This window comes from Evansella tamaricis (assembly GCF_019042215.1).
Taxonomy (GTDB): Bacteria; Bacillota; Bacilli; order Bacillales; family Salisediminibacteriaceae; genus Evansella; species Evansella tamaricis.
Genome location: NZ_JAHQCS010000154.1, coordinates 1 through 22,324 on the forward strand (window position 1 = coordinate 1; position 22,324 = coordinate 22,324).

The window sequence follows — 22,324 nt, forward strand, 5'->3', positions numbered from 1 at the left end:
TGAACCTGGTTCATTTACCCCTGGTTCAGGCTCCCTCATTCTCGCTTATGCTCACGGATTGAACCTGGGGGTTTTGATCCTGGTTCAACCGAACCAGGATCACACGTTTGTTCACACGATATTAGGTCAACCTAACTTAGTTCACCTGATCTTGCACGAGCCGAGGTCAACTGATCCTGATTCACACGATATAGGTCAACCTAACATAGAATACCTGATCCTGGTTCGCAAGAGCTCAGCTCAACCGAACCTGGTTCACCTAAATCTCCTTTTGGTTGGTTACTTTTTACTATTTTATTGGCTATTTAATACTTCAAAAGCCTTCTTATTATTTTTATAGAGGGATTGGAATACAGGAAAATATTTATCATACGTCCGTTTTGTTTCCGGGTCTGGTGTATATCTATCGCGAACTTGAATGAGCTGGTTGGCATCATCTATTTTGCTTAGGAGACCTAGACCAACGGCTGTTACTACCGCCGCTCCCACGGCACCAACATTATGAGGTTCTTCCACCACTTCAATGTTACGGTTAAGGACATTGGATAGTATTTGACATGTGATTGGAGCTAATGCTCCTCCACCAACAAATCGGATCACTGGAGAAGTGTTCACTTTCTTTTCCTGTGCTTCCAGTTGCCACCTGAAGTGATAACAGATCCCCTCTAAAACAGCATGAATTAAATCCGATTTTCCGGAATTTATTCCAATATTAAAAAACATTCCCCTTGCATTCGGATCCTCAAACGGGCATCGGTTCCCGTGGAGCCAGGGGGTAAAGATGACGCCATTACTTCCTGCAGGCACATGTGCAATGGCATCCATCATGTAATCATATAAGTTCTTATATACAACTGCTTTTTCTTCGGAAATTTGATTTTTTTCTAAGTATAAATTGGATTCATCCATGGCAAGATGGTCCTTTACCCATTCGAGACATTTTCCCGCAGTCTCCAACTCGGCGAAATAATTAAAATGACCGCTATTTGCCCCAATGATGGAGGCGATCATATGATTAATATCCAAGACCCTTTTTTTCACAACCGTGGAAACCCAGCCTGAAGTACCAAAATAAATATGAGTACTGCCTGGTCCGACAGCACCTGCACCCACACCAATTAACGAAGCATCTCCGCCCCCGCCAAATACTGGTACCCCTTCTTTTAGAGATAGTTCGTTTGCGGCGCCTTCAGTTAGTTTACCAGCCATATCTGTACAACGAATAATCTCAGGGAGGTGTTCCATCTTGACCCCAAACATCTGGCATATCTCACGGCTAAACCTCTTTTTACCCTTACGGACATCGTAAAGTAATGTGGCAAACGCACTGTCTTCCGTCATGACAAACTTATTTGTACATTTACTGATCAAGAATTCTTTCACATCTAACCACTTATGAACCTTATGGAAATTTTCCGGTTCGTTCTGCTGCACCCACTTGTATTTCCAGACGGGATCTTTCACACTAGCTGATACTGCGCCTGTTATATAAAGGGATTTTGATAGTTTAACAATGTTTGCTCCACCAATCTTGAATCCATTGCCAATACCTTCTTTCTGTTCCTTTTTTGCACGATAATCTATATAACTCATTGCTTTGCGAATAGGTTCCCCATGTTTATCCACTAAGACAAGTCCCTGCATTTGTGCACAAAACGATATTCCTTGAATATCTTCAGGGGAAAGATGATTTTCCTGCAGCACCCTCCTTGTTGTAAGGCACATGGCATTCCACCAGTCATTTGGATCTTGTTCCGCGCCGCCATTTTCAAGGATCTTTAGGTCGTAGCCTTCCGTTGTACTGCCGATCAACTGTATTTGATTAGTTATTTCAAACACACAGGTTTTTAGTCCCGTCGTGCCAATGTCATAGGTAATCACATGAGTCATATGTGTGCATCCTCTCTCCCCTTATTAAAAAAGCTCATTTATTAAAATCAACATTTCCCTTTAACATAGCCTTATTTCAAGAAAAACGCTCCTTTTATGAATTTCATCAGTTCTTCACAGACGGCTTCGTCTTTTTCAAATACATCTTCTCCCACAAACATTTTCAAGCGCTCTTTGTAATAATCACAAGAATATGAGAATTGCAGTAGGATAAACAGATTGTCTAAGTAAAACCCAAACATTTTTGGATCGATATCTTTTCTTATTTCCCCTTTTTTCTGAGCTTCAATGATTTGGGCAGCGTATAGTTGGGCCGATATTCCTTCCATATCTGACACGATTTTTTGGACGATCTCAGGGTGACTTTCTGTTGTCATTTGATTATAAAGTTTTGTTAAATAGACATTTTCTCTAGTGTGTTTCTGTATGGCTTTAATGATCTGCTCGATTTTCACTATCAGATTGCCATGGCTAGTAACAATCTCCCCTAAGACCCCATTCAGTTTTTCCACTGCGTAAGCAATTATTTTCATGTAAAGATCCTCTTTATTCTCGAAATACTTATACATAGCCCCGATGCTGACACCTGCTTTTTCAGCAATAATATTTATATTGGCACTTGTGTACCCCTTCTCCGCAAATTCCGTCAATGCCGATTCAATAATTTTTTTCTGTTTTGCCTCTGATATTCTGTTAAAAGTGTTTTTTGGACTATTCAATCAAGACACCTCCCAATCTTTTTTCCAATTAGTAAACTACTAAATATCGCACCAATGCACGTTTTTCCCCTTGACCAAAAACGGTGAGTGAATATTCACTCTTATTTTAACCATTTTTATGCAAATTCCGCAATAAATTTATTGACTTTTCAGAAAATGGTGATATGTTTTAAGTGAGTGAACCTTCGCTCACTTAATGAAACGACTTGCCAGTAGCTGACAATTCTTATACATTTTTCTACAAATAAAGGAGGACTTGCCATGTCAGATAGCTTTGCAATATCCACTTATCCTGACAGTCACAAGATTATTGACCAGTTGGATCAATTAATCCAAAAGCCCATATACACCATTACACCGGAAGCATTGAAATCCTATGAAGAGAATTATTTCGAGAAAAGGTGTGCAACTTCGAAAGGAATGATTGAAGAAGCAAAGGAAGTGATTCCTGGGGGAGTGCAGCACAATCTGGCGTTTAACCATCCTTTTCCATTAGTGTTTACAAAGGCAGAAGGTGCACATCTTCATGATATTGACGGAAATACATACTATGATTTTTTGCAGGCGGGGGGACCAACCGTTCTCGGGAGTAATCCAATCGAAGTCCGCGAAAAAGTCATCGATCTATTAAATACTTGCGGTCCTTCCACTGGTCTATTTCATGAGTATGAATATAAACTGGGAAAAAAAATAACAGAATGTATGAAATCGGTAGAAATGTTCCGGATGCTCGGTTCTGGAACAGAGGCTTGTATGGCAGCCATCCGAGTTGCCCGACTTGCAACGAAAAAGAAAAACATTATCAAAATGGGAGGAGCTTACCATGGTTGGAGTGATCAACTTGCTTACGGAATTCGGATACCAGGTTCTAAGTGGACCCAATCCCATGGAGTTCCAAAACATTATTTTAAATACACACAAGAGTTTTTCCCTAATGACTTAAATGATCTGGAACGAAAGCTTAAGAGAAACAAACTAAGAGGTGGAACAGCAGCAGTATTTATGGAACCAGTCGGTCCGGAAAGTGGAACAAGACCACTTCATAAAGACTTTAATAAAGGTGTGGAACAGTTATGCAAAAAATACGGTGCACTCCTCGTATTTGATGAAGTAGTTACAGCATTTCGAATTGGAATGTCAGGGGCACAAGGATATTTTGATGTTTCTCCTGATTTAACTGTGTTCGGGAAGGTCGTTGCTGGTGGCTATCCAAGTGCTGGCGGCTTAGGTGGCAAAAAAGAATATATGAAATATCTTTCCGCCGGAATCCAAGCCGGTGATAAACATAAAAAGGCATTAGTGGGGGGAACAATGGCAGCAAATCCTCTCAGTTGTGTGGCTGGATACTACACCCTTTGTGAAATTGAAAGAACAGATGCAGCAAAGAAGGCAGGATTATTTGCGGATAAACTCACTGCTGGGCTCGAAAAACTCATTCAAAAGCACGATCTCCCCTTTGTTGCCTTTAATCAAGGGTCCATATGTCACTTAGAAACCGTAGGTACAATGCATTTTTCCATCGACTGGTCTAAACCTTGGCAAATTCCTAAAGTCATCGCTGCCACATCCGAAAGGAAAAAAGAAATGGAACACATGGGGGCAGCTTATATGGCAGAAGGAATTGTTACTTTAGCAGGAAGCAGGCTTTATACAAATGCGGCATACACAGATGATATGCTGGACGATATTCTCCAACGGTTTGACCGTGTTTTCCAAAATGTTGTGGTAAAAGACTGGTAGGGGGGAATCTAATGACTTCCATGAACGAAGCAAAGGAACTTGTCATTAAAGCTGGGAAAAAATTAGTCCGATCAGGACTCATTGCCAGAACATGGGGCAATGTTAGTTGTAGGGTCAGTGAAGATTATTTTGTCATTACCCCAAGCGGGAGGGACTATCTTTCCCTTGTACCTGATGATATTGTTCCCGTTAAAATTTCTGATTTATCTTATAGCGGAAAAGTAAAGCCTTCTTCTGAAAAGGGAATTCACGGGGAGGTTTACAAATTTTATCCTGAAGTGAACTTTGTGATACATACTCATCAAGACTATGCCTCCGTGTTAAGTGCTGCAGGACTTTCCTTTATTCCTGTACCAGAGGGCTATTCTGTCCTTGAAGGAAAAGTCATCTGTGCCCCTTATGCACTTCCCAGTACGAAATCGCTCAGTCGCAATGTTGGGAAATCCTTATCCACTTCCAGTGCCAAAGCAATGATTTTAAAATATCATGGGGCACTTTGTTTTGGCAAAGACGAAACAGAAACCTTCACAGTAGCATCTGAATTGGAAGATGCCTGTAAAGAGTACATCATCAACAAATATATGCAAGTCAGTGATAACGATTCGTTTCATGTGAAGGAAATGAATGAATTCATTCTCTCTTTGCATCAAAAACTGAACAGTCCGATTCCCCATTCCTCAGAAGTTGTAACCTATGCTTCCAGTGAACGGACAAAAGATGGGTTTGTCCTTTATCCAGAAGACGGAGTCGAACAAAAAGTGAAAACAGATCAACTTAATCCTTCTTTACCAGAAGAAGCTGCCATTTATAATTCTATTTTCAAGAAACATAAACACATCAACTATATTTTTCACAAAAAGACGCCTGAAACGTTGGCTATATCGTGCTCCACCCTTCAACTCAAGCCACTTCTAGATGACTTCGCACAAATCGTCGGTACTTCAGCAAAGATTATAGACAACCAGCCAGAGACCATTACTGCCGCACTTAAGAAGGCTTCTGCTGTCTTTATTCATTCAAGGGGGGCATTATGTACAGGGAAAAATAAAGATGATGCCCTTGCAGTAGGAATGGTAACCGAAAAATCTTGTAAAGCCTATTTAGGGGCATCACTCTTTGGAAAACCAAAACCGATTCATCCGTTGGAATGCTACTTAATGAGGTTTATTTATTTAAATAAATATTCAAAACAAGCAGAGAAAAGTTCATTTTAAAAACTAGACGTTAGTCTCTATTTGGGGGAATATCATTGAAAAAATTCAAGCAAATATTAAAAATAACTGGTATTGTATTCTTGTCTTTGGTGGCTGTTCTGTTCGTAATCTATCTATTACTCCCTAAGAGTCCCGATGAGATCATGGCATTTGATGATCCGTATCGAACAGAAAGGACCATTGCGGAAGCACCTGAGTATATGGCATCTACCGGAACCCCTTGGGCAACAGATGCTGCATTGGATATTCTTGAACAGGGCGGCAACGCCTTTGACGCTGGTGTGGCAGCCTTGTTAGCCATCAATGTCACCTTCCCTGCTCCTGCAAGCTTCACTTCCGTCGCCCCTGCACTTCTTTACGATAGTGAAAAAGGGGAGGTAGTCAGTTATGCCGGTTTAGGTACTGCCCCGGCTGCTGCAACGATTGAATTATTTAAATCAAAAGGATACGACGATATACCGGAAATGAGTATTTTATCACAACTGCTCCCAGCTTCTCCAGACGCTATCATCGCCATTTTAGAAGAATATGGTACGATGAGTTTTACCGAAATTAGTGAGGCTGCCATTACCCTTGCAGAAGAAGGATTTCCCGTTCATGGACAGTTCCTCGCTGACTTGGATATGAATTTATTAGAACGAGCAGGTTTTGCCTTTCTCATGCCGTATAACGTGGAAGTTTATTTAAGCGGAGAATGGTGGAGACCACTTCATCATAAGGAGCGATTTCGACAACCTGATCTTGCTAATACACTGCAAAGGATGGCTGATGCGGAACAGGATGTTCTCCGGAATGGGGGAACGCGGGAGGAGGGTTTACGGGCTGTCCGGGATTATTTTTATGAAGGTCCCATTGCAGATGCCATCGTCGCCCTTCATGAAGAAAAAGATGGCCTCATTACCTATGAAGATTTAGCTAACTATCGCGGGCATTTTGAAGACCCTATCTCTGGAACATTTAAGGAGTACCAGATTTTTGCTAATGACACATGGAATCAAGGTGGCGTTGTGCCAATGGCATTACAAATTCTAGAAGAAATAGACTTGAAGTCAATGGGACACAATTCGCCGGAATACGTTCATACCGTTCTTCAAGCAATTGACTTAGCCATGGCTGATCGAGAAGCGTATTTTGGTGATCCTCGCTTTGTGGATGTTCCCATTGAAGGACTTTTGAACAAGGAATATGCAGAAAGTCGCCGGATGGCGCTGACACCGGACACTGCTTTTGGAGAAATGCCTCCACCTGGAAATCCATGGGACTATCAGGACGTGGAAGCGCGTCTTCCTGTTGCAGCCATATCGAACCCGGAAGTAAAGCCAGGTTCACACGAAACCTCGCGCAACATCATGAATTCACAGTTGGATACAAGCTATTTGAGCGTTGTGGATGGGAAAGGGAATGCCATTTCCCTGACACCTAGTGATTTTCCAATGACACCAATGATACCCGGTACGGGAATCAACCTAGGCAACAGAATGAATCAATTCCGGCTTGATCCAGATCATCCGGCAGCACTTGAACCTGGAAAACGGCCGCGTCTCACCCCAAACCCAAGTATGGTTTTGAAAAACGGGGAGTTATTCCTAAGCTATGGAACTCCCGGAGGGGACATGCAGCCTCAAGCGATGATTCAAGTATTCCTGAATATTGTTGTCTTTGATATGGATCCCCAAGAAGCGGTCAGTGTTCCGAGATTTGGATCCTACAACTTCCCAATATCTTTTGCACCAAATGAATATGACCCTGGTTTGATTAAACTAGAAGAGTCATTATACGAAGAAGTGGGTGACGAGCTGGAGAGAATGGGTTATGAGATTGAGGTTTTACGAGACTGGCATAATGAGTTTGGATCTGTTTTAACCGTTATGATAGATCAAGAGACCGGTAATAAAATAGGTAGTGCCGATCCGAGAGAAGTATCTTGGGCTGAGGGGAGATAATAAGAAAAGCATAAGCGCCTAGGCTCACGAGCGTAGGGCAGTGCCTCTTCCTCTACAAGCATCGTTCTGAAGAGTATCCGTCCATCGGGCAAAACGCCACGTCCTGTGGCATGCCCGATATTAGGACGTCCTGTCCGTCGAGGCAACTCGAAGCATATTCGAAGGGCAGCATCGCTCGCGTGCTGCCACTGAAGTAAACGCTCGTTGGACAGAGAATTCGAAGAAGTAGATAGAAGTCCGCTCTTTGACTTCGGTTGTCACTTCCGAAGTGCCCCGCAGCGAGTAGGCGGTGGAACTGGACAAATTGCCCGAAGGTGCAAAAACTTATACATTCCTATCTATTGAAAAAGGTTGTTCCGGTATCGTACCGGACAACCTTTTTATAATCTAAACTAGAAGTACAAGTTAATTCGAAATAAAATACTCATCCAACAAGTAATCAATCGTTTCGAAGAATTCCGTCACGAAGCTGATAGACTTTTGTTTTTCTTCTTCAGGAAAGATGTTGGTTCCCCTTAAGAACATCACCAGTTTTCTTGTGTTTTTCTTCAGCCTTCTAAAGGATTCTGAATACTCTTCCCCAATGGAATCTTTCACCGTACTCAAATATTCAGTGAGGATAGTCGACAAAGTTTCCATTAAATATTGGAATTCCTTTTTATACTCTTCTTCCAATTTCTTATATTCATTCCGGGTGATTTCCCCTGTTTCATTGTATTTCACATGAGCCTCTTCGGCCATTTTGGCCACATCTTCGATAACATAGTAGATCAACTCACTGCATAAGAGCAGATAATCCTTCGTAGACGGTTGCTTATCAACTTGTTTCTTGATGAGAATCAACGCTTCTTTCGTATCTTTTTTCACCTCTGCAATGATTTGAGCTTTCAGAATATAATACGGAAAATAAGTTGGATCTTCAAAATAAGACTCTACTTTATTTAACATATCTAAACTGCGGTTTTGTCTATTTTGTGTTTTCAAGTAATTATAGTAGTTAGTTAGACTCCTTAACCTAGTTCCTACAGGGATCCCACGACGGGTGAGCAATCGGTTATAACTTAGTTCGATATCTTCCACACTTTGATATTCTTCCTGATCCTTTAAGTATTTACTCCATGCATCTTCCACACTGATAGAAGTGGGTAAGTACTCTTTAATCCCCTTCAGAAGGACTTTCTTTTTCTCATCCAGGTTATTTAAATATGGGAGGATTTTATCTTCAACACGCATCCTAATTTCTTTGGAAGTAATGGAGAATGTATCCAAATCTTTGTTCACACTGATGAGTTTATACTTTTTTAAGATATTTAAATGGTCATCAAATTCATACTCATAATCCAGTTCGTTCGAATCGTTATATTTTAACAACTTGACTAGTTCCAATTCTCCGGTGAGAGAATTAGAGCTGCACGAAAATACTAAGCAGGCCAAAGTTTCTTTCACTGGGTCAACAATATAGTCAAAGAGACGGCCGAATAGGAATTCAGAAGCAGATTGACCATTTAACAGGCTTTCGTTTAAAATCTCCTGTCCCTTTTGCGGAAGAATGTATGCCAGGTGCAATATGAACAACGGTCTTCCAGAGGTTACTTGATGGATTTTCCGTTTATTTTCTTCATCCGCGTATAAGTTATCCAGTTGAAAAACATAGTTTTTATGCTCTCGTTTAATCACGTCATATAAGAAAGCACACGTATCTTCCTTATTCAACTCGTCCATGAGAATTTCTTCACCAATAATATGACTGGACCTTGTAGTAATAATGAGTTTTTGGGTAGAGACATTTAACCGCTTTGTGAATTCGATAACTTTCTTCTGTTCGGATCTTTCGAGAGTCTCAAAGTCATCGATAACAAGTAAGAACTTCTCTTTTACATTCATTACTTCTTCCACATCAAACGTCTCGTTATCATTCATAATGAGATTTATCTGTTTAATGATTTCCTCAAAAGTCTCTACTCTATCTGTAGTAGGTTCAATTTCTCCCTTTAACTTCACAGGATTAAATTGACGATCCTTTGCTGAGATGAAAATAATGAATTGAAACTGTGCTGTTTTTCTATTTCGGAGCTGATCACAGACATATTGAACAGTTGCTGTTTTCCCCACCCCACCAAATCCCCAAATCGTACAGCAGGCATTGGATTGGTTCGATAAGAGGAAGTCATTAATTTTATTTATATACTCATTGCTGATTTCAATATAGGAATCCTTGTCATAGTTGTTTTCATAGACGTTGGAAATGGTACCGTTAAGAGATGTCCTCAAGTTTTTAGTGCGATGTAACTCTACACTTTTAAACTCTCCCCACGTCATTGTAATCTGTGCGTTATAGGCGAATAATTGATTGTAGACAAACGTGCCACTAATTCGATTGTAATTGCAGTACATGTAAATTGATTCTTCATCTTTTATCTGAATAAATGGTGTAATCCTGTAATATTCATCTTCATATTGAATATACGTATTATTAATTTTGAGGGACTGTGACTCATCCTTCATGGAAAAGAATTCCGGTTCCAGGGAGTCGGCGGAAAATGCCGTCCCTATACTGTTGCTGTCCACATAATTTTCAATGGTCACCATTCTGATTTTTCGAGAAATGAACGGGTTATTTAAGTTCTGAATTTGCTCATAGATGGTGGAGATATCATCCATGAATAAGTCACTGTCAAACCGATATCCATGACCAATGGTTTTATTGCGGAAATTTGTATATGATTTTTTCGAACCAAAAACCTTAATAAAATCACTAAATTCTTCATCCACATCTAAGTGTCGGATAAACCCGACCAAGTGGCCCATGCTTGGTCTTTCTCCTTCAAGAATTTCCTTTTTGCTTTCGGCATTAATTCTCTCTGAGTTTTTATTCCATAAGTAAGCAAAGATGAGCGTTAACAAATATTCGATTTTCACCCGATACAATTCTGCCGCATCTGCTGATCTACCGCTTAACCGGTTTCGGTGAATTTTATTGTCTAATTTTTTCCTTATAAAGTCCATATTTGTTCCCCCAACATCACCAAATTAAAACTTGGTATTCGCCACGATGGCTTTCCCTTCAAATTTCGTCTGATCTGTCAAAAGTACTTGTGCCTTTCCACGAATCGTTTTCTTAAATAACTCATCATTGTTAAATAAATAGAATAAAAAGTCGTGGAATTTATTTGAATTCTTTTTATCAATGATGGATGTTAGTGTATCTAGCATGTAGTTCTGATCAATAACGGAGATTGGAATTTCAGATACTCCCATATCATCGCTGTTATTTCTTTTCTGCTGATACCCGAACAATTGAAAGATTCCGTCATTCAAGTCGTTAAAATATAATTCTCCACAATACGTGATTAAATCTTTAAAGTTATAGATGGCAAGGGACAGTCTTTCACCCCTGTAATGGGTAAAAATATGGTTCATATGCTGAATATAATCTCGTTTGTTTTCCGGTGATTTTACTTTATTCCGGAGTCTGCGCAGCACTCTTTTTGCCACCATAATAGCTTCCACATCGTCTTCTTCAAAGTAATCCATGATGATCTTTTTAAATACACCTTTCTCCCCCATCAACAAAAGGGCTCCGTTAGCAGCATATTTATATTGACGTTGTGAAGCTAATTCGTGTAAATAATCTTTCCCGGCAGAATACTTTAAGAAACCAAGTGTCAGTATGGCTTCGGTCTTTTCATTACTGCTGATACTGTGATTTTTATTAGCCAGATGTTTAATGATAAACGGTCCCACGTCCGTACTGTTCAGATGACCAAGTGCCATAAATGCCTGAATCCGTTTCCCGGCATTTTTATTGGACGTGATAATTCGTTTGCAATCGGAAAAGACATCATTTGAGTTTCCGTGATTGCTGTTTCTCGCTTTTTCGATGATGTTATTCTCTGAACCAATGATGCTGTCAATCGTGTTTTGAACCGCGCGGTGTAAATTCTTACTGGATAAGATATTACGCAGTTCTTCGATTCCTTTCTCCTGAAAGTTCACCACAAAATGTCTGGAGAAGTAATTTTTAATTTTCTTGTCGTCTTCCAGTTCGTCATTGTAGTAAACGAGGATTTCAAAAATATAGTTTAACAGCTGATGATTTTTACTGTTCATAAGAGCGATAAAACAAGAATATTTATACTCATTAATTTTTGAATACTTGTTGCAGATTTCCTCCAGAAGTTCCGTCAATCCAGCTTTCCCGCAAGCCCGGATCACTATATTTACTTGATTCGTCCATTTCCAGTTGTCTAAAATGTTCTTCATGGAGATCGTACAAATATTATTCCGCTTGACACAATCTGCCACCACATCTGCCAATAAGTCCTTTAACATTTCATCGGAGAGTGTTTTATTAATAATCTTTGTGGAATATAGTAAACACTCCACCGGACTAATTTGTCTTTGTAACATTTCGTCACATTTTACTAATAGCTGAGAACGGATGTTTTCACGGTTACTCCGGCTGTTGGACTTTTTTATTTTTGAGAGAATATCATTAAACTGGATAACATCCTCTTCCGAGAATCGGAAGACGAAGACTTTATTTTGCGTTTCGTGATCCGGCTTTATCCCGATCGCAACGGATTCTTCATCGTTATAATTAAGAGTTGCATAGTTTTTAAGACTGCCTTTTATTTTTGACAACTGTTCCTGCAAAGCATTATTTAACTCCACTTACTTCCCCCTCCTCTTCTTTCGCGTCGGATGTGACATCGAGAACAATCGGTTCATGGAACGAATCTTTTATCTGAACACTTAGCTTTAAATACTTATTTTTATCGATGGAGACTTCAATATCGATCGGTGTACCGATTTTCACTGGTTTATCCAGGATTTTCATATAGGAACGCTGGATTCGCATTTCCGAGTCCATATTATTTTTTCCTGCGAATAAATCGAGACGAATGGCACTTGGGCTTGCCACGGTAAAACTATTTGGATAGATTTTATTAAATGGCAATGTGGTATTGCTCGGTACAATTTCGAGCGGAAGATTATCATCCACATCAATCATGATTGCCTCTGCGAGTTTCGTATTTAGTTTCAATCCACGATCAAAACTCAGTGAGTCGCTTGCCTCTTGTTCTTGAACGCTCGCTGTTGATTTCGCTTCTTCCCTTTCGAGGGCTTCATAATCTATATCTGATTTTGAATCAATAATGTATGGGTCTGACGGAATCTGTTTCACGTCGTGCTCATAGAACATCGAGATGGCAGCACCTCTAGCTACTGCAGACATCATCTCATTGGGCCGAATAACCGGCTTTTGAATCAAGGATTTTACCACTTCTTCCACTTTAGGGTACTGTGCCATTCCACCAGTTAAAAAGACATAATCAATCGTACTCGTTTCGATTTTTCCTTCATAAATGGTATGTTTTATGACTTCTTCAATGGAGAGACGATCTCGGGAAAACTTAGATCTCTTTTTGATATATAAATCTTCTGTATATTTATCATATGTCTTCACATCAATGGTTACTGGAAACATCTCATTCTTAAATAGGGGGATGTTCTTTTTATATGGGGGAACATCTTCCCGATCGGAGTATTCCAATTCCTGTGAAAACCACTCTTTTGCTTCTTCAGAGAATTTTACAAGTAAGTGGAGCATTCGGTCTTTTACCTTCTTATCCAGTTCCGATTCTTCAATACCTTTTTCCCTACAGATAGCATTAAACAAATCCGTTGCACATTTCACATCGAAATGGCTTCCCCCAAACTCGTTGTATCTCCCTACCTTGATTTGCTCTATATCAATTTTTCCTTCGACACTGTCCAAAAGAACCACATCGACGACACAGACATCGCACGTTCCTCCACCTAAATCAAAAACTAAGATTCTCTTTTTCTCGCTAAAATCTATTTCCCGATGGGAGGTGGCCAAGTTCACCTGGGAGTTAACAAATTCAATGATGGCTGCTGTAGGTTCGTCCAATATCGTTATTTTATTGTAGTCAAACCCTGCTTGAACTGCAGAATCGATCGTATCATTGATCTGGTCGATATTAAAAGAGGCTGGAACTGTAATGGTGATCGCTGGTAAAGTTTTTTCATGGCGAAGTCGGGTTTCAATAGTTTGCCGGCAAACCTTCAGGATTTCAGCAGCACTTTGCTTTGCTGTAAAATCCTTGTCAGTCATCCTCCATGTGGCATCTGTCCCCATCTTAAGTTTCGTATTATATAAGATCCGGTCGGGCTGGCTACCTTTCATGTTCTTAGCATATTCCCCCACAATGACACTACCATTTTGATCAAAAAAGAGGGTAGAAGAAAGGTATTCTTTCCGTTCGTTATTATATTCATCTGTCCGCTGCTGAATCGGTACCACTTTTGATTCAATTAGTTTGACGATATTCTTACTTGCCTCTGCAATAACGGTATTTGTCGTCCCTAAGTCAATTGCGTAACGTGCTGCTTTACTCATCGTTACACCTCCTTGTCTATGTCCACTAGTGGTGGAATGATGGTTTTATTTTTAAACTTCCATCCGGAATAAATTTGTGTTCCCTTTTCCTCTCCTGAAATAATCGCATTATTATAGATGCGATAATCAATCCCCACTTTATCCGGTACCACTGTCATTTCTTTTCCAACCGAACCAGTTGCATAAGCAGAGATTCCAAAACCGCTTAAAGTATAAAACATGTTTTGAATAAGCATTTTCACATTTTCATCAGAAAGCTCTGTTTTATCTTCGCTGTAGCAATATAATTGATCTAAAATATATCCGTTTGTATTCGAGTTCAGCTTATAAAGAAGGTCCTTTATTGCCTTATCATATTGTTCCGCTGCATACATGAATTCGTCTTGCCCTGAAATTTGATAGTGGTCTAATTCATCCTGCAGGTCACGGATTTCACTGTTCTTCTGTCCCAATATCAGCTCGTAGCGTTCCCTGAGCTTTTTCATTTGCTCTTCCATAGACTGACTGTTATCTGAAGAGGGGGCATTCTCGTCTGCTGATTGTTGAGTTTGCTCGTTTTCAATTCCTTGACTAATGCGATTATCGATTTCCTCTAAAATACAATCACGTAAAATACAAAGATTTTCTTCGTATTTTTCAAGGAACGCTTTATATTTTTTATCAAATGTAATTGTCTGATTAAAGTTCGATTGCCCGGACATAAAATAACGCTTAAAGAAGAATTGCAGTTCTTTTGTGTAATGGCTATCCATGTTTCGCACAAACTTAATTTCTTCATCTTTTATTTCCAAACGCAAACTCTGAATTAAGTAATCATTGTTTTGAATGATTTTGAGTTTGAAGATGGCACTTGCTAGCATTGTATAGAAGAACTTAATCTTCCTTATCTCTGAGAGTTTTTGGTTGTGCATTAAGTTATAACCGATTTTGTACTTATGGATATATTGATAAAGGACTTCCCGGTTAAATTCGTAATCTGAGAAAAAGATATTCCAGCTTTCCTGCATGAGGCTGATCAGTTCCCGAGGATCATTTTTAAGCGCTAGTACCTCGATTAGTGTATCTAGTTTCAACCAGAAGTAGCCTTCATCTTCCTTTTTTACTCCGAACTCTTTTAACACATCATTTCCTTTAAAGTCATCCGAAACGGTCACAGCAACTTTCTCTCGCTCTACTGTCTGCTGTTTTACAGGGGGGTTAGGTTGTCCTGCTGCTGCAGTTGTATTTCCTTTCGTGTTACGTTTCGTAATCTCTTTTTCTATATCTGTGATCAATTCGTTAATTTCCTTCTGATACGTTTGTAAGAAGGTTACAGTTTCCCCACTCAATTTGACTTTATCTTCTTCTCCCTTAGTATTAAAATATCTCCTAATACTATAATGGAGTTCTTTTCTGAAATAGTGTTCCTGGTTATCCACCACAGGAGAGCTGTGTTTCATTACTTGCTCCACCAGTTCGTTATATGTAAATTCCCCTAACTCAAGGGCCGTTGTCTTCGTTCTTAAGCCAGCAAGCATGGAGTACAATTGCTTATCATTGCGTAATAAATTAATTTTTTTCTCAAAATAAAAAATAAAGCCCAGCTTATACTTGGATGCATAATTATACGTAGTGTTATTAAAAGAATATTCCGTAAAAAATTCAGACCATTTTTCACTCATAACATCTGCAAATGTTTTGTCTGATTCTGTCAGTGAGCAAACATCAATTAATGTGTCTAACCTTAACCAAAAATCACTTGTATCTTGCTTATTTACTCCCATTTCAGCGAGCAGGTCTGAGCGTTTAAAATCTTGAGTCATCGTTCGTTTCATATCCTTGAGACACCCCCGGAAAGTATTTTCAACATTTAAGAGTATTATATAACTACGATCAATATGAATAGAGGTTTCGTTTAAATTACTATAATACCCTTTTTGCCTTCTTCATTAAGGCACGCATTAAAGTTATTCGTTCCCGTTTTGATCCCTCCTTAGAAGTAAATTTTTTTATGTGGAGTTTAACATAACACCGTTGAATCAATAGTTTATCATTACTATTCTATCAAAAAAAAGATACTATCTAATATATAATATTTGTACATTCTACTTCCTTTCGACATTTTTTTAGTAATTCCTTTCCGTTATTGTATTTTCATTCCCTAATAACGATGGTAAATTCTTCATGAATTTGAGTATTGTTCATGAAAGTTCTATACTGTTGAACAGAATTGCAGAAAAAAGAGGATGTCGCCAATGACATCCTCCATTCACATAAATAGTTTTAAAACTTCGTATGATAGTTTTCCAATTCCCATCCGTGAACCGTCGTTCTGAAACTGTCTAACTCCTCTTTCTTCGCATCGACATATTCGTTAAAGACGTGATCGCCAAATGTTTTACGTCCAATTTCTCCCGCTTCAAACTCCATAACTGCAAATTCAAGGCTCGTTGGTAAATTTTGAATCTCTTTAAGGAATAGTTCCTCTGCTGACATACTGAAGATATCCTCATCAAATGAGTCAGGTGCTGTTAACTCTTTTTCCACTCCATCTAATCCAGCTGATGCAATAATTGCAAATGCTAAGTAAGGGTTGGAAGATGGATCAGGACAACGAATTTCCACTCGAGTTGCAGGACCACGCATTGCTGGAATTCGAATTAGTGCAGAACGATTGGATGCAGACCACGCAATGTAACAAGGTGCTTCATATCCCGGTACTAAACGCTTATATGAGTTCACAAGTGGGTTTGTCACTGCTACAAAACTTTTTACATTTGTTAACAATCCAGCAATAAATTGATAGGCCGTTTCAGAAAGTTGTTGAACGTCTCCTTCGTCATAGAATGCATTTTCTTGCTTTTCTAGGTTAAATAACGAGATGTTCGTGTGCATTCCATTACCATTTTCTCCTGCTATTGGTTTAGGCATAAACGTGGCATGTAGTCCGAACTTTTTAGCCACCGTCTTAACCACCCATTTATATGTTACTGCCAAGTCTGCAGCACTTAATACATCCGCATATTTAAAATTGATTTCATGCTGACCACGGGCTACCTCATGGTGAGATGCTTCAATGGTAAAGCCCATTTGTTTTAATGCACGATAGATTTCAAGACGTACTTTTTCTCCGTTATCATGTGGAGATGGCTCAAAATAACCTGCAAAATCTTGTGTTTGTTGAGTAGGACGTCCTTCTTCATCTGTTTCAAATAAGAAAAATTCCAATTCCGGTCCCACATTGATGGAATATCCTTTTTCCGCTGCCCGTGCTACCGTCTTTTTCAATACGTACCTTGGATCTCCTTCAAAATCTGTACCATCTGGATTTTTAACACTACATAGGAACCGTGCCTCGGAGTACCCTTCTTCCACCGACCAAGGCAGAACAGCAAATGTTCTTAAGTCAGGTTGAAGGTAAAGATCCGATTTGTTAATTGGAGAAAAACCTTTAATGGAAGATCCGTCAAACATGATTTTTCCATCTACGACTGCATCTAACTGCTCCGCGGTTACCGTTACATGTTTTAAGATTCCTTCAAGGTCTACAAATTGTAAGTGTAATAACTCCACATTCCTTGCTTTAATTTCCGCTTCGATCGTGGCGATACTATTTGCTTGTTCTAAATTAGTCGCTATCGTCATTTTCAAACATCCCCCTCATGTGAACTTTGTTAACATCGTTTGTGATGTTTTAATAGTAAGACACATTCGGGAATAAAAAAGGATTTTTGTAAGATTATCTGACAGACAAATTTTGAGACGGTTTTTTCTGACATTTTACGCTATCTTTTATGTTTTAAGAAAACGAAAGTGATTGAATTTGTCCCTACAGACTTCTTTCATAACGACTGATGAATCTGAACAGGGATGAACTACTCCCAGGTTAGTCCACTTTCTCCCTGATATAATTTTCTTTATGAACCCGATATAACCCATGTCTGTCATGATAATAAATCCAATCACCGACTAAATTAATCCCTTGAAACACTTTTTTATCAGGGTGTGCAAGCTGGACATTATCCATGTAATTTAACCTGGAGATAAAAAGTCCACCTTTGTTTCGGCTTTCACTTCCGTCTATATAAATCACTTTATTATCCGAGATAAGTAAATGAGACGGATAAAAGTCCTTAATAGGATAAATTGTTTTTCCGTTTGCAAAAATCTTTGAGAGGTTGCCTAAAGGGGAACTTTGATTGGAAAAATAGATGGATCGATCCACTATATCAAACGTCCCAACTTCCTTTTTCATAATCATATGGTTTTCCGTACCATTTGTCCGCATTTTATAGAGTTGTGGTACCCCGTTGCTCCCACCAATGTAATAGATCCACTCGTCTTTAAGAATCATAGATTGAACTTCTTCATTAATAAAAGTTGGATCTTGACCATTTATGTCCGTACTGAAGACACCACTTTGATTAGGAATGAGAAAATATAATCTATTCCCATAAACAACGAAATTTGTTACTACTCTATTGATAAGTTTCGTCACTTCGTTAGTTACTAGATTAATTTTATGTATTCCCGTATCAGTGACACAAAATAAGTCATTTCTTTTTACATTAATATACCGTACCTCATCATACATAAGCTTTGAGATGGACGAACCATCTTCTCTCATCTTATATAGACCTTTTTTACAGGAATAATAGACATAATCCCCATCTGTTGCTACAAAACCACCATTAAGTAAGTTAGCCCCAACTGTACCCGGTGATATTTCTGGAAATAACTTTTTATAAGTATAGGATGATTCAGCGTATGAATTTCTCTTTGGAGGAACATTTATATCTTTCCACGTAAAGGATCTTGGAGACTTCGTTCTCCTGTCTTGACCCGTGTTATTTTCATGCTGTTGTCTTAATGTTTGGTTCATCAGCACCTGGTATGCCTTTTGTCCTTGTTTAAACTTGAAAGGATCCCCGCCAACATCGGGGTGATGTAACTTAGCCATTTGACGATACGCTCTTTTTATTTCATCAGTAGATGCATGAACATCAACCCCTAGAATCTCAAAGTAATTCATAAAACATGCCCCCTATATCATTTCACGAATGTAATCCATGGTTCTATCACTGACACAACTTCTCATCTTTGTTCTATATAAAGAATATACACTAATTATATAACGAACACAACGTTCTGTTATAAATTTTTTAAATAGTTTATTAATAAGTGTTTTTTGTCGAAAGGAGGTATGGTTAAATAGGTATTTTGTAGAAATAGAGGTGGAACTAGGAGTATTTAATACAACTATTAAAATTTGTTATTAATACTAGAATCCAAGATTCTTCCTAGGATATACTATATAAATAACAATAATTTGGAAGAAGGCGTTTCCTTATGCAGTGGGTTAATAGTTCTATTTATTATTTCTTACTTAGTTTTATCCTTTCCTTCATTTTAGCTATCCTTTCCTATAATTATAGACATACTCCAGGAAAGAGATTTTTCTTTGTTCTTGCCCTTATCATCTCCACTATTCCACTACTTACCTTGTTTGAAGTGCTTTCTACTTCCTTCCAGGCAAAATTATGGTGGAGAAACATTCAGCAAGCGCCCCTTGTTTTAGCCAGTTTATTTACTTTCGCATTAATCATGGATTACACAGGAAAACATGCCTTTACATCTAAGAAGTTTCTTTCCGTTTTATTCATTCCTAACTTCATTTTTCTTTCTCTCATTTTCACTGACCAATATCATCACCTCATGAGATCATCTGTGGGACTCTACACAGCGAATGGATTGACAGCGATTGTTGTAGAACCTACGTTACTAAATATAATCTTAATGATTTATCCGCAAATTGTTGTACTCATGGCACTCGCTGTATTACTTTCCAATTTACGTTACACGCAAAAATATAACCGAAAACAGCATATTATTTTATTTGTTGGATTATGCATACCTACTTTAACAGTCGTTTTCTTACCTTTAATGCCTAGTAATATCATTGGTATCATCGCCCTCAGTTTTCTTCCAGGTGCATTGGTCCTTTATTACGGTTTGTTTAAACACAAATTTCTTTCCACCTGGCCCATTTCAAAGGATAAAATTTTTGATAATCTCAGGGAAGGTATTATCCTTACCGACCAACACGACCTCATTGTGGATATTAACGCATCCGCAAAAGAACTGTTGAGTAAGATTTCCTCTTCTAATCTGGAGATGGAGGGACAATCGATTATCAGGTATATTAAGTCCCACGCTGATTTACAAGAGTTGTATTTGAAGAAAACAGAAGACACAAGGGAAATATTCATCGAAGGGAAAGGGGAGTTTTATACTATCCGCATTGCTAGGATTTTTCAACATGCAGGGGAAAAAATGGATGGTACGCTACTGATATTCACGAATATAACAGATAAAAAACGCTATGAAGAATCGTTGCTGAAGAGGGCCACTCACGATTCCTTAACTGGTTTATATAACCGTGGCCACTTTGTGGAACAAGTAAATTTGGAGTTGAAGAAACCTGAACTCTCCAAAACTCTGATGCTTATTGACCTTGATAATTTTAAACATATCAATGACACCTACGGACACCTTGCAGGAGACGATGCCTTAATTCATTTTACGAAAACCTTGATGAACAACAACTTAGAGCATGCCATTGTGGGTAGAATTGGCGGCGATGAGTTTGCTATTTTCCTAAAGGGACTATCCAATAAAGAAAGTTATAATAAGGCTGAATCGATTCGGGATACTATTGAGAAAACCTTTATTTACTTGGAAGGGAACACTCCGATAACCATTACTATCAGTATTGGCTTAGTGTACATTGAAAAGGGTAATGTAGCCAGTTTCCGGGAAATCTATCATAATGCTGACAAACATCTATACTCTTCCAAAGGGGCGGGGAAAAACCGCGTTTCTGTGTGAGGTTTGTGCCTAAAGTAAAGGTAATTCGCCTTCAGGCACAGTATATCAAAACACTGGATTTAGACAACGATGCGAAAACTTATACTGTCTTATCTTTCGAGATAGAACTACTCTTTTTCAGCTGCTTTAGTATAATAGTTCACTAGCACTTCCATCCCTTTATCGAAACTCTCCAATGGAAAACTTTCATTTGGAGAGTGTAGATTGTCCTCCGGTGTACCAAAACCAAGCAAGACAACCGGGATATGAAACAACCGGTCGATCATTTCCACTACAGGAATGGACCCCCCAAGGCGGACGAAGACAGCTTCTTTCCCAAATGCCTCTGAGTAGCTCTGTGCTGCTTTTTGTAGAAGGTCATGATTTGGGTCAATCTTGTAAGCACGTCCAAAAAGTGGGACTGGGTCTACTTGAACCTTTACTCCCTTCGGAGCCACATTGTATAGGTGATCAGTAATTAATTGCTGAATTCGGTCAGGTTCTTGTCCTGGAACAAGACGACAGGAAATTTTCGCTGTTGCTGTGGAAGGAATGATCGTTTTTGTACCTTCTCCTTGATAACCACTAAACATCCCATTAATCTCGAGAGTTGGTCTTGCCATGGTGTGCTCTTTTGCTGTATATCCCACTTCCGGTGTCACTTCTTCAATCCCCACTGTTTTGGTATACTCTTCCCCAGGAGTTTCATTCATTAAACGGCGTTCCCCTTCGGATAGTTCTTCTATCCCTTCATAAAAACCCTGTACGGTAACTTGTTCTCCTTCGTTTTTCAGAGAGCCAATCATATGGGCCAAAGCCATCGCTGGATTTTTCACGGCACCACCATAAATCCCCGAATGTAAATCACGGTCCGGTCCCGTTACCGTAACTTCGAGACCTGTAAATCCTTTTAATCCATATAGAATGGTAGGCTGCCCTGCCTCCACCATTCCGGAATCGGAAATGATGGCAAAATCAGCCCGATACTGATCCAGCTTCTCCTGGAGGACACCAAAGAGGTGTTTACTGCCTATTTCCTCTTCCCCTTCAATGCAAACTTTCACGTTAATTGGAAGTCGCCCTAGCGTCTTCATAAAGGCTTCAAAAACAGCAAGATGCATGAAGGTCTGCCCTTTGTCATCACTTGCCCCACGGGCATATAATTTTCCATTCCTGACCTCTGGGTGAAAAGGCTCACTTTCCCAAAGCTCCAACGGATCGGCAGGCTGCACATCATAATGTCCATAAAGAAGTACAGTAGGCGCCCCTTCTGCCTCGAGCCATTCCCCATATACAAGGGGATGACCTGGTGTAGAATGTAATTTCACGTTTTTAAAACCTATATCATTTAAGTAGTCCACCACAAAATTACCTGCACGGACCACATCTTCATTATGTTTACTATCGGTACTAATACTTGGTATCGCTAAAAAATCAGTTAATTTTCGAAGCAACTGCTCTCGATTTTCTTTTAAATAGGACAAAATTTGTTCTGACATGTACTTTCCTCCAATTTTTGCTATTATGGTATTTATTTTTTATTCT

The 22,324-nt window shown here is 39.1% G+C and carries 13 protein-coding genes; 4 read left to right on the plus strand and 9 right to left on the minus strand.

All coding sequences use genetic code 11. The features are described from left to right. Positions 1-294: 294 nt before the first annotated feature. Both KS419_RS19130 and KS419_RS19135 read right to left on the minus strand, forming a co-directional pair. Entirely contained in the window at positions 295-1,890 is a 1,596-nt protein-coding gene (locus KS419_RS19130) for a xylulokinase (RefSeq protein WP_217068002.1), read from the minus strand. A gap of 71 nt (positions 1,891-1,961) precedes the next feature. After that, on the minus strand, positions 1,962-2,609 hold the full coding sequence (locus KS419_RS19135; RefSeq protein WP_217068004.1) for a TetR/AcrR family transcriptional regulator: 648 nt from the start codon (positions 2,607-2,609) through the stop codon (positions 1,962-1,964). Positions 2,610-2,870: 261 nt separating this feature from the next. Between KS419_RS19135 and KS419_RS19140 the strand changes: the two genes are divergently transcribed. Genes KS419_RS19140 through KS419_RS19150 form a run of 3 tightly spaced genes read left to right on the plus strand, consistent with a single transcriptional unit; the run spans position 2,871 to position 7,506 of the window. Then, the gene (locus tag KS419_RS19140; RefSeq protein WP_217068009.1) at positions 2,871-4,349 is read left to right on the plus strand and encodes an aspartate aminotransferase family protein; all 1,479 of its coding nucleotides are present in this window, start codon (positions 2,871-2,873) and stop codon (positions 4,347-4,349) included. A gap of 11 nt (positions 4,350-4,360) precedes the next feature. Continuing rightward, the gene (locus KS419_RS19145; RefSeq protein ID WP_217068010.1) at positions 4,361-5,563 is read left to right on the plus strand and encodes a class II aldolase/adducin family protein; all 1,203 of its coding nucleotides are present in this window, start codon (positions 4,361-4,363) and stop codon (positions 5,561-5,563) included. Between the two features lie 35 nt (positions 5,564-5,598). Continuing rightward, positions 5,599-7,506 carry a gamma-glutamyltransferase family protein gene (locus KS419_RS19150; protein WP_217068013.1) on the plus strand — a complete coding sequence of 636 codons (1,908 nt, stop codon included), beginning with the start codon at positions 5,599-5,601 and terminating at the stop codon, positions 7,504-7,506. A gap of 405 nt (positions 7,507-7,911) precedes the next feature. Here the strand turns inward: KS419_RS19150 and KS419_RS19155 are convergent, their stop codons facing one another. The 6 genes from KS419_RS19155 to KS419_RS19180 all read right to left on the minus strand — a co-directional run bounded on the left by KS419_RS19155 (position 7,912) and on the right by KS419_RS19180 (position 18,944). Further along, complete coding sequence (locus KS419_RS19155; RefSeq protein WP_217068022.1) at positions 7,912-10,512, minus strand: NB-ARC domain-containing protein; 2,601 nt, start codon at positions 10,510-10,512, stop codon at positions 7,912-7,914. Between the two features lie 24 nt (positions 10,513-10,536). Then, the gene (locus tag KS419_RS19160) at positions 10,537-12,180 is read right to left on the minus strand and encodes a HEAT repeat domain-containing protein (RefSeq protein ID WP_217068024.1); all 1,644 of its coding nucleotides are present in this window, start codon (positions 12,178-12,180) and stop codon (positions 10,537-10,539) included. Next, positions 12,167-13,933, minus strand: coding sequence for an Hsp70 family protein (locus KS419_RS19165; RefSeq protein WP_217068028.1), 1,767 nt, complete (start codon positions 13,931-13,933; stop codon positions 12,167-12,169). Before KS419_RS19165 ends, KS419_RS19160 begins: the two co-directional genes overlap by 14 nt. Before the next feature lie 2 nt (positions 13,934-13,935). Then, positions 13,936-15,747, minus strand: a complete 1,812-nt coding sequence (locus KS419_RS19170) for a hypothetical protein (RefSeq protein WP_217068031.1) — start codon at positions 15,745-15,747, stop codon at positions 13,936-13,938. A 448-nt stretch (positions 15,748-16,195) separates the two neighbouring features. Continuing rightward, complete coding sequence (gene glnA, locus KS419_RS19175; RefSeq protein WP_217068033.1) at positions 16,196-17,557, minus strand: type I glutamate--ammonia ligase; 1,362 nt, start codon at positions 17,555-17,557, stop codon at positions 16,196-16,198. 241 nt (positions 17,558-17,798) lie between these two features. Then, a complete protein-coding gene (locus tag KS419_RS19180; protein ID WP_217068035.1) occupies positions 17,799-18,944 on the minus strand; it encodes a DUF5050 domain-containing protein in 1,146 nt (381 codons plus the stop codon). 317 nt (positions 18,945-19,261) lie between these two features. On the opposite strand from KS419_RS19180, the gene KS419_RS19185 reads away from it, so the two are divergent. Next, positions 19,262-20,800 carry a histidine kinase N-terminal 7TM domain-containing diguanylate cyclase gene (locus KS419_RS19185; RefSeq protein ID WP_217068037.1) on the plus strand — a complete coding sequence of 513 codons (1,539 nt, stop codon included), beginning with the start codon at positions 19,262-19,264 and terminating at the stop codon, positions 20,798-20,800. 107 nt (positions 20,801-20,907) lie between these two features. Here KS419_RS19185 and KS419_RS19190 read toward each other — a convergent pair whose 3' ends face one another. Further along, complete coding sequence (locus tag KS419_RS19190; RefSeq protein ID WP_217068039.1) at positions 20,908-22,278, minus strand: dipeptidase; 1,371 nt, start codon at positions 22,276-22,278, stop codon at positions 20,908-20,910. Positions 22,279-22,324 lie beyond the last annotated feature (46 nt).

Coding starts and splice junctions, on each gene's coding strand:
- KS419_RS19130 (WP_217068002.1), bottom strand. CDS start 1,890: ATGACTCATGTGATTACCTATGACATTGGCACGACGGGACTAAAAACC.
- KS419_RS19140 (WP_217068009.1), top strand. CDS start 2,871: ATGTCAGATAGCTTTGCAATATCCACTTATCCTGACAGTCACAAGATT.
- KS419_RS19145 (WP_217068010.1), top strand. CDS start 4,361: ATGACTTCCATGAACGAAGCAAAGGAACTTGTCATTAAAGCTGGGAAA.
- KS419_RS19155 (WP_217068022.1), bottom strand. CDS start 10,512: ATGGACTTTATAAGGAAAAAATTAGACAATAAAATTCACCGAAACCGG.
- KS419_RS19165 (WP_217068028.1), bottom strand. CDS start 13,933: ATGAGTAAAGCAGCACGTTACGCAATTGACTTAGGGACGACAAATACC.
- KS419_RS19170 (WP_217068031.1), bottom strand. CDS start 15,747: ATGAAACGAACGATGACTCAAGATTTTAAACGCTCAGACCTGCTCGCT.
- glnA (WP_217068033.1), bottom strand. CDS start 17,557: ATGACGATAGCGACTAATTTAGAACAAGCAAATAGTATCGCCACGATC.
- KS419_RS19180 (WP_217068035.1), bottom strand. CDS start 18,944: ATGAATTACTTTGAGATTCTAGGGGTTGATGTTCATGCATCTACTGAT.
- KS419_RS19185 (WP_217068037.1), top strand. CDS start 19,262: ATGCAGTGGGTTAATAGTTCTATTTATTATTTCTTACTTAGTTTTATC.
- KS419_RS19190 (WP_217068039.1), bottom strand. CDS start 22,278: ATGTCAGAACAAATTTTGTCCTATTTAAAAGAAAATCGAGAGCAGTTG.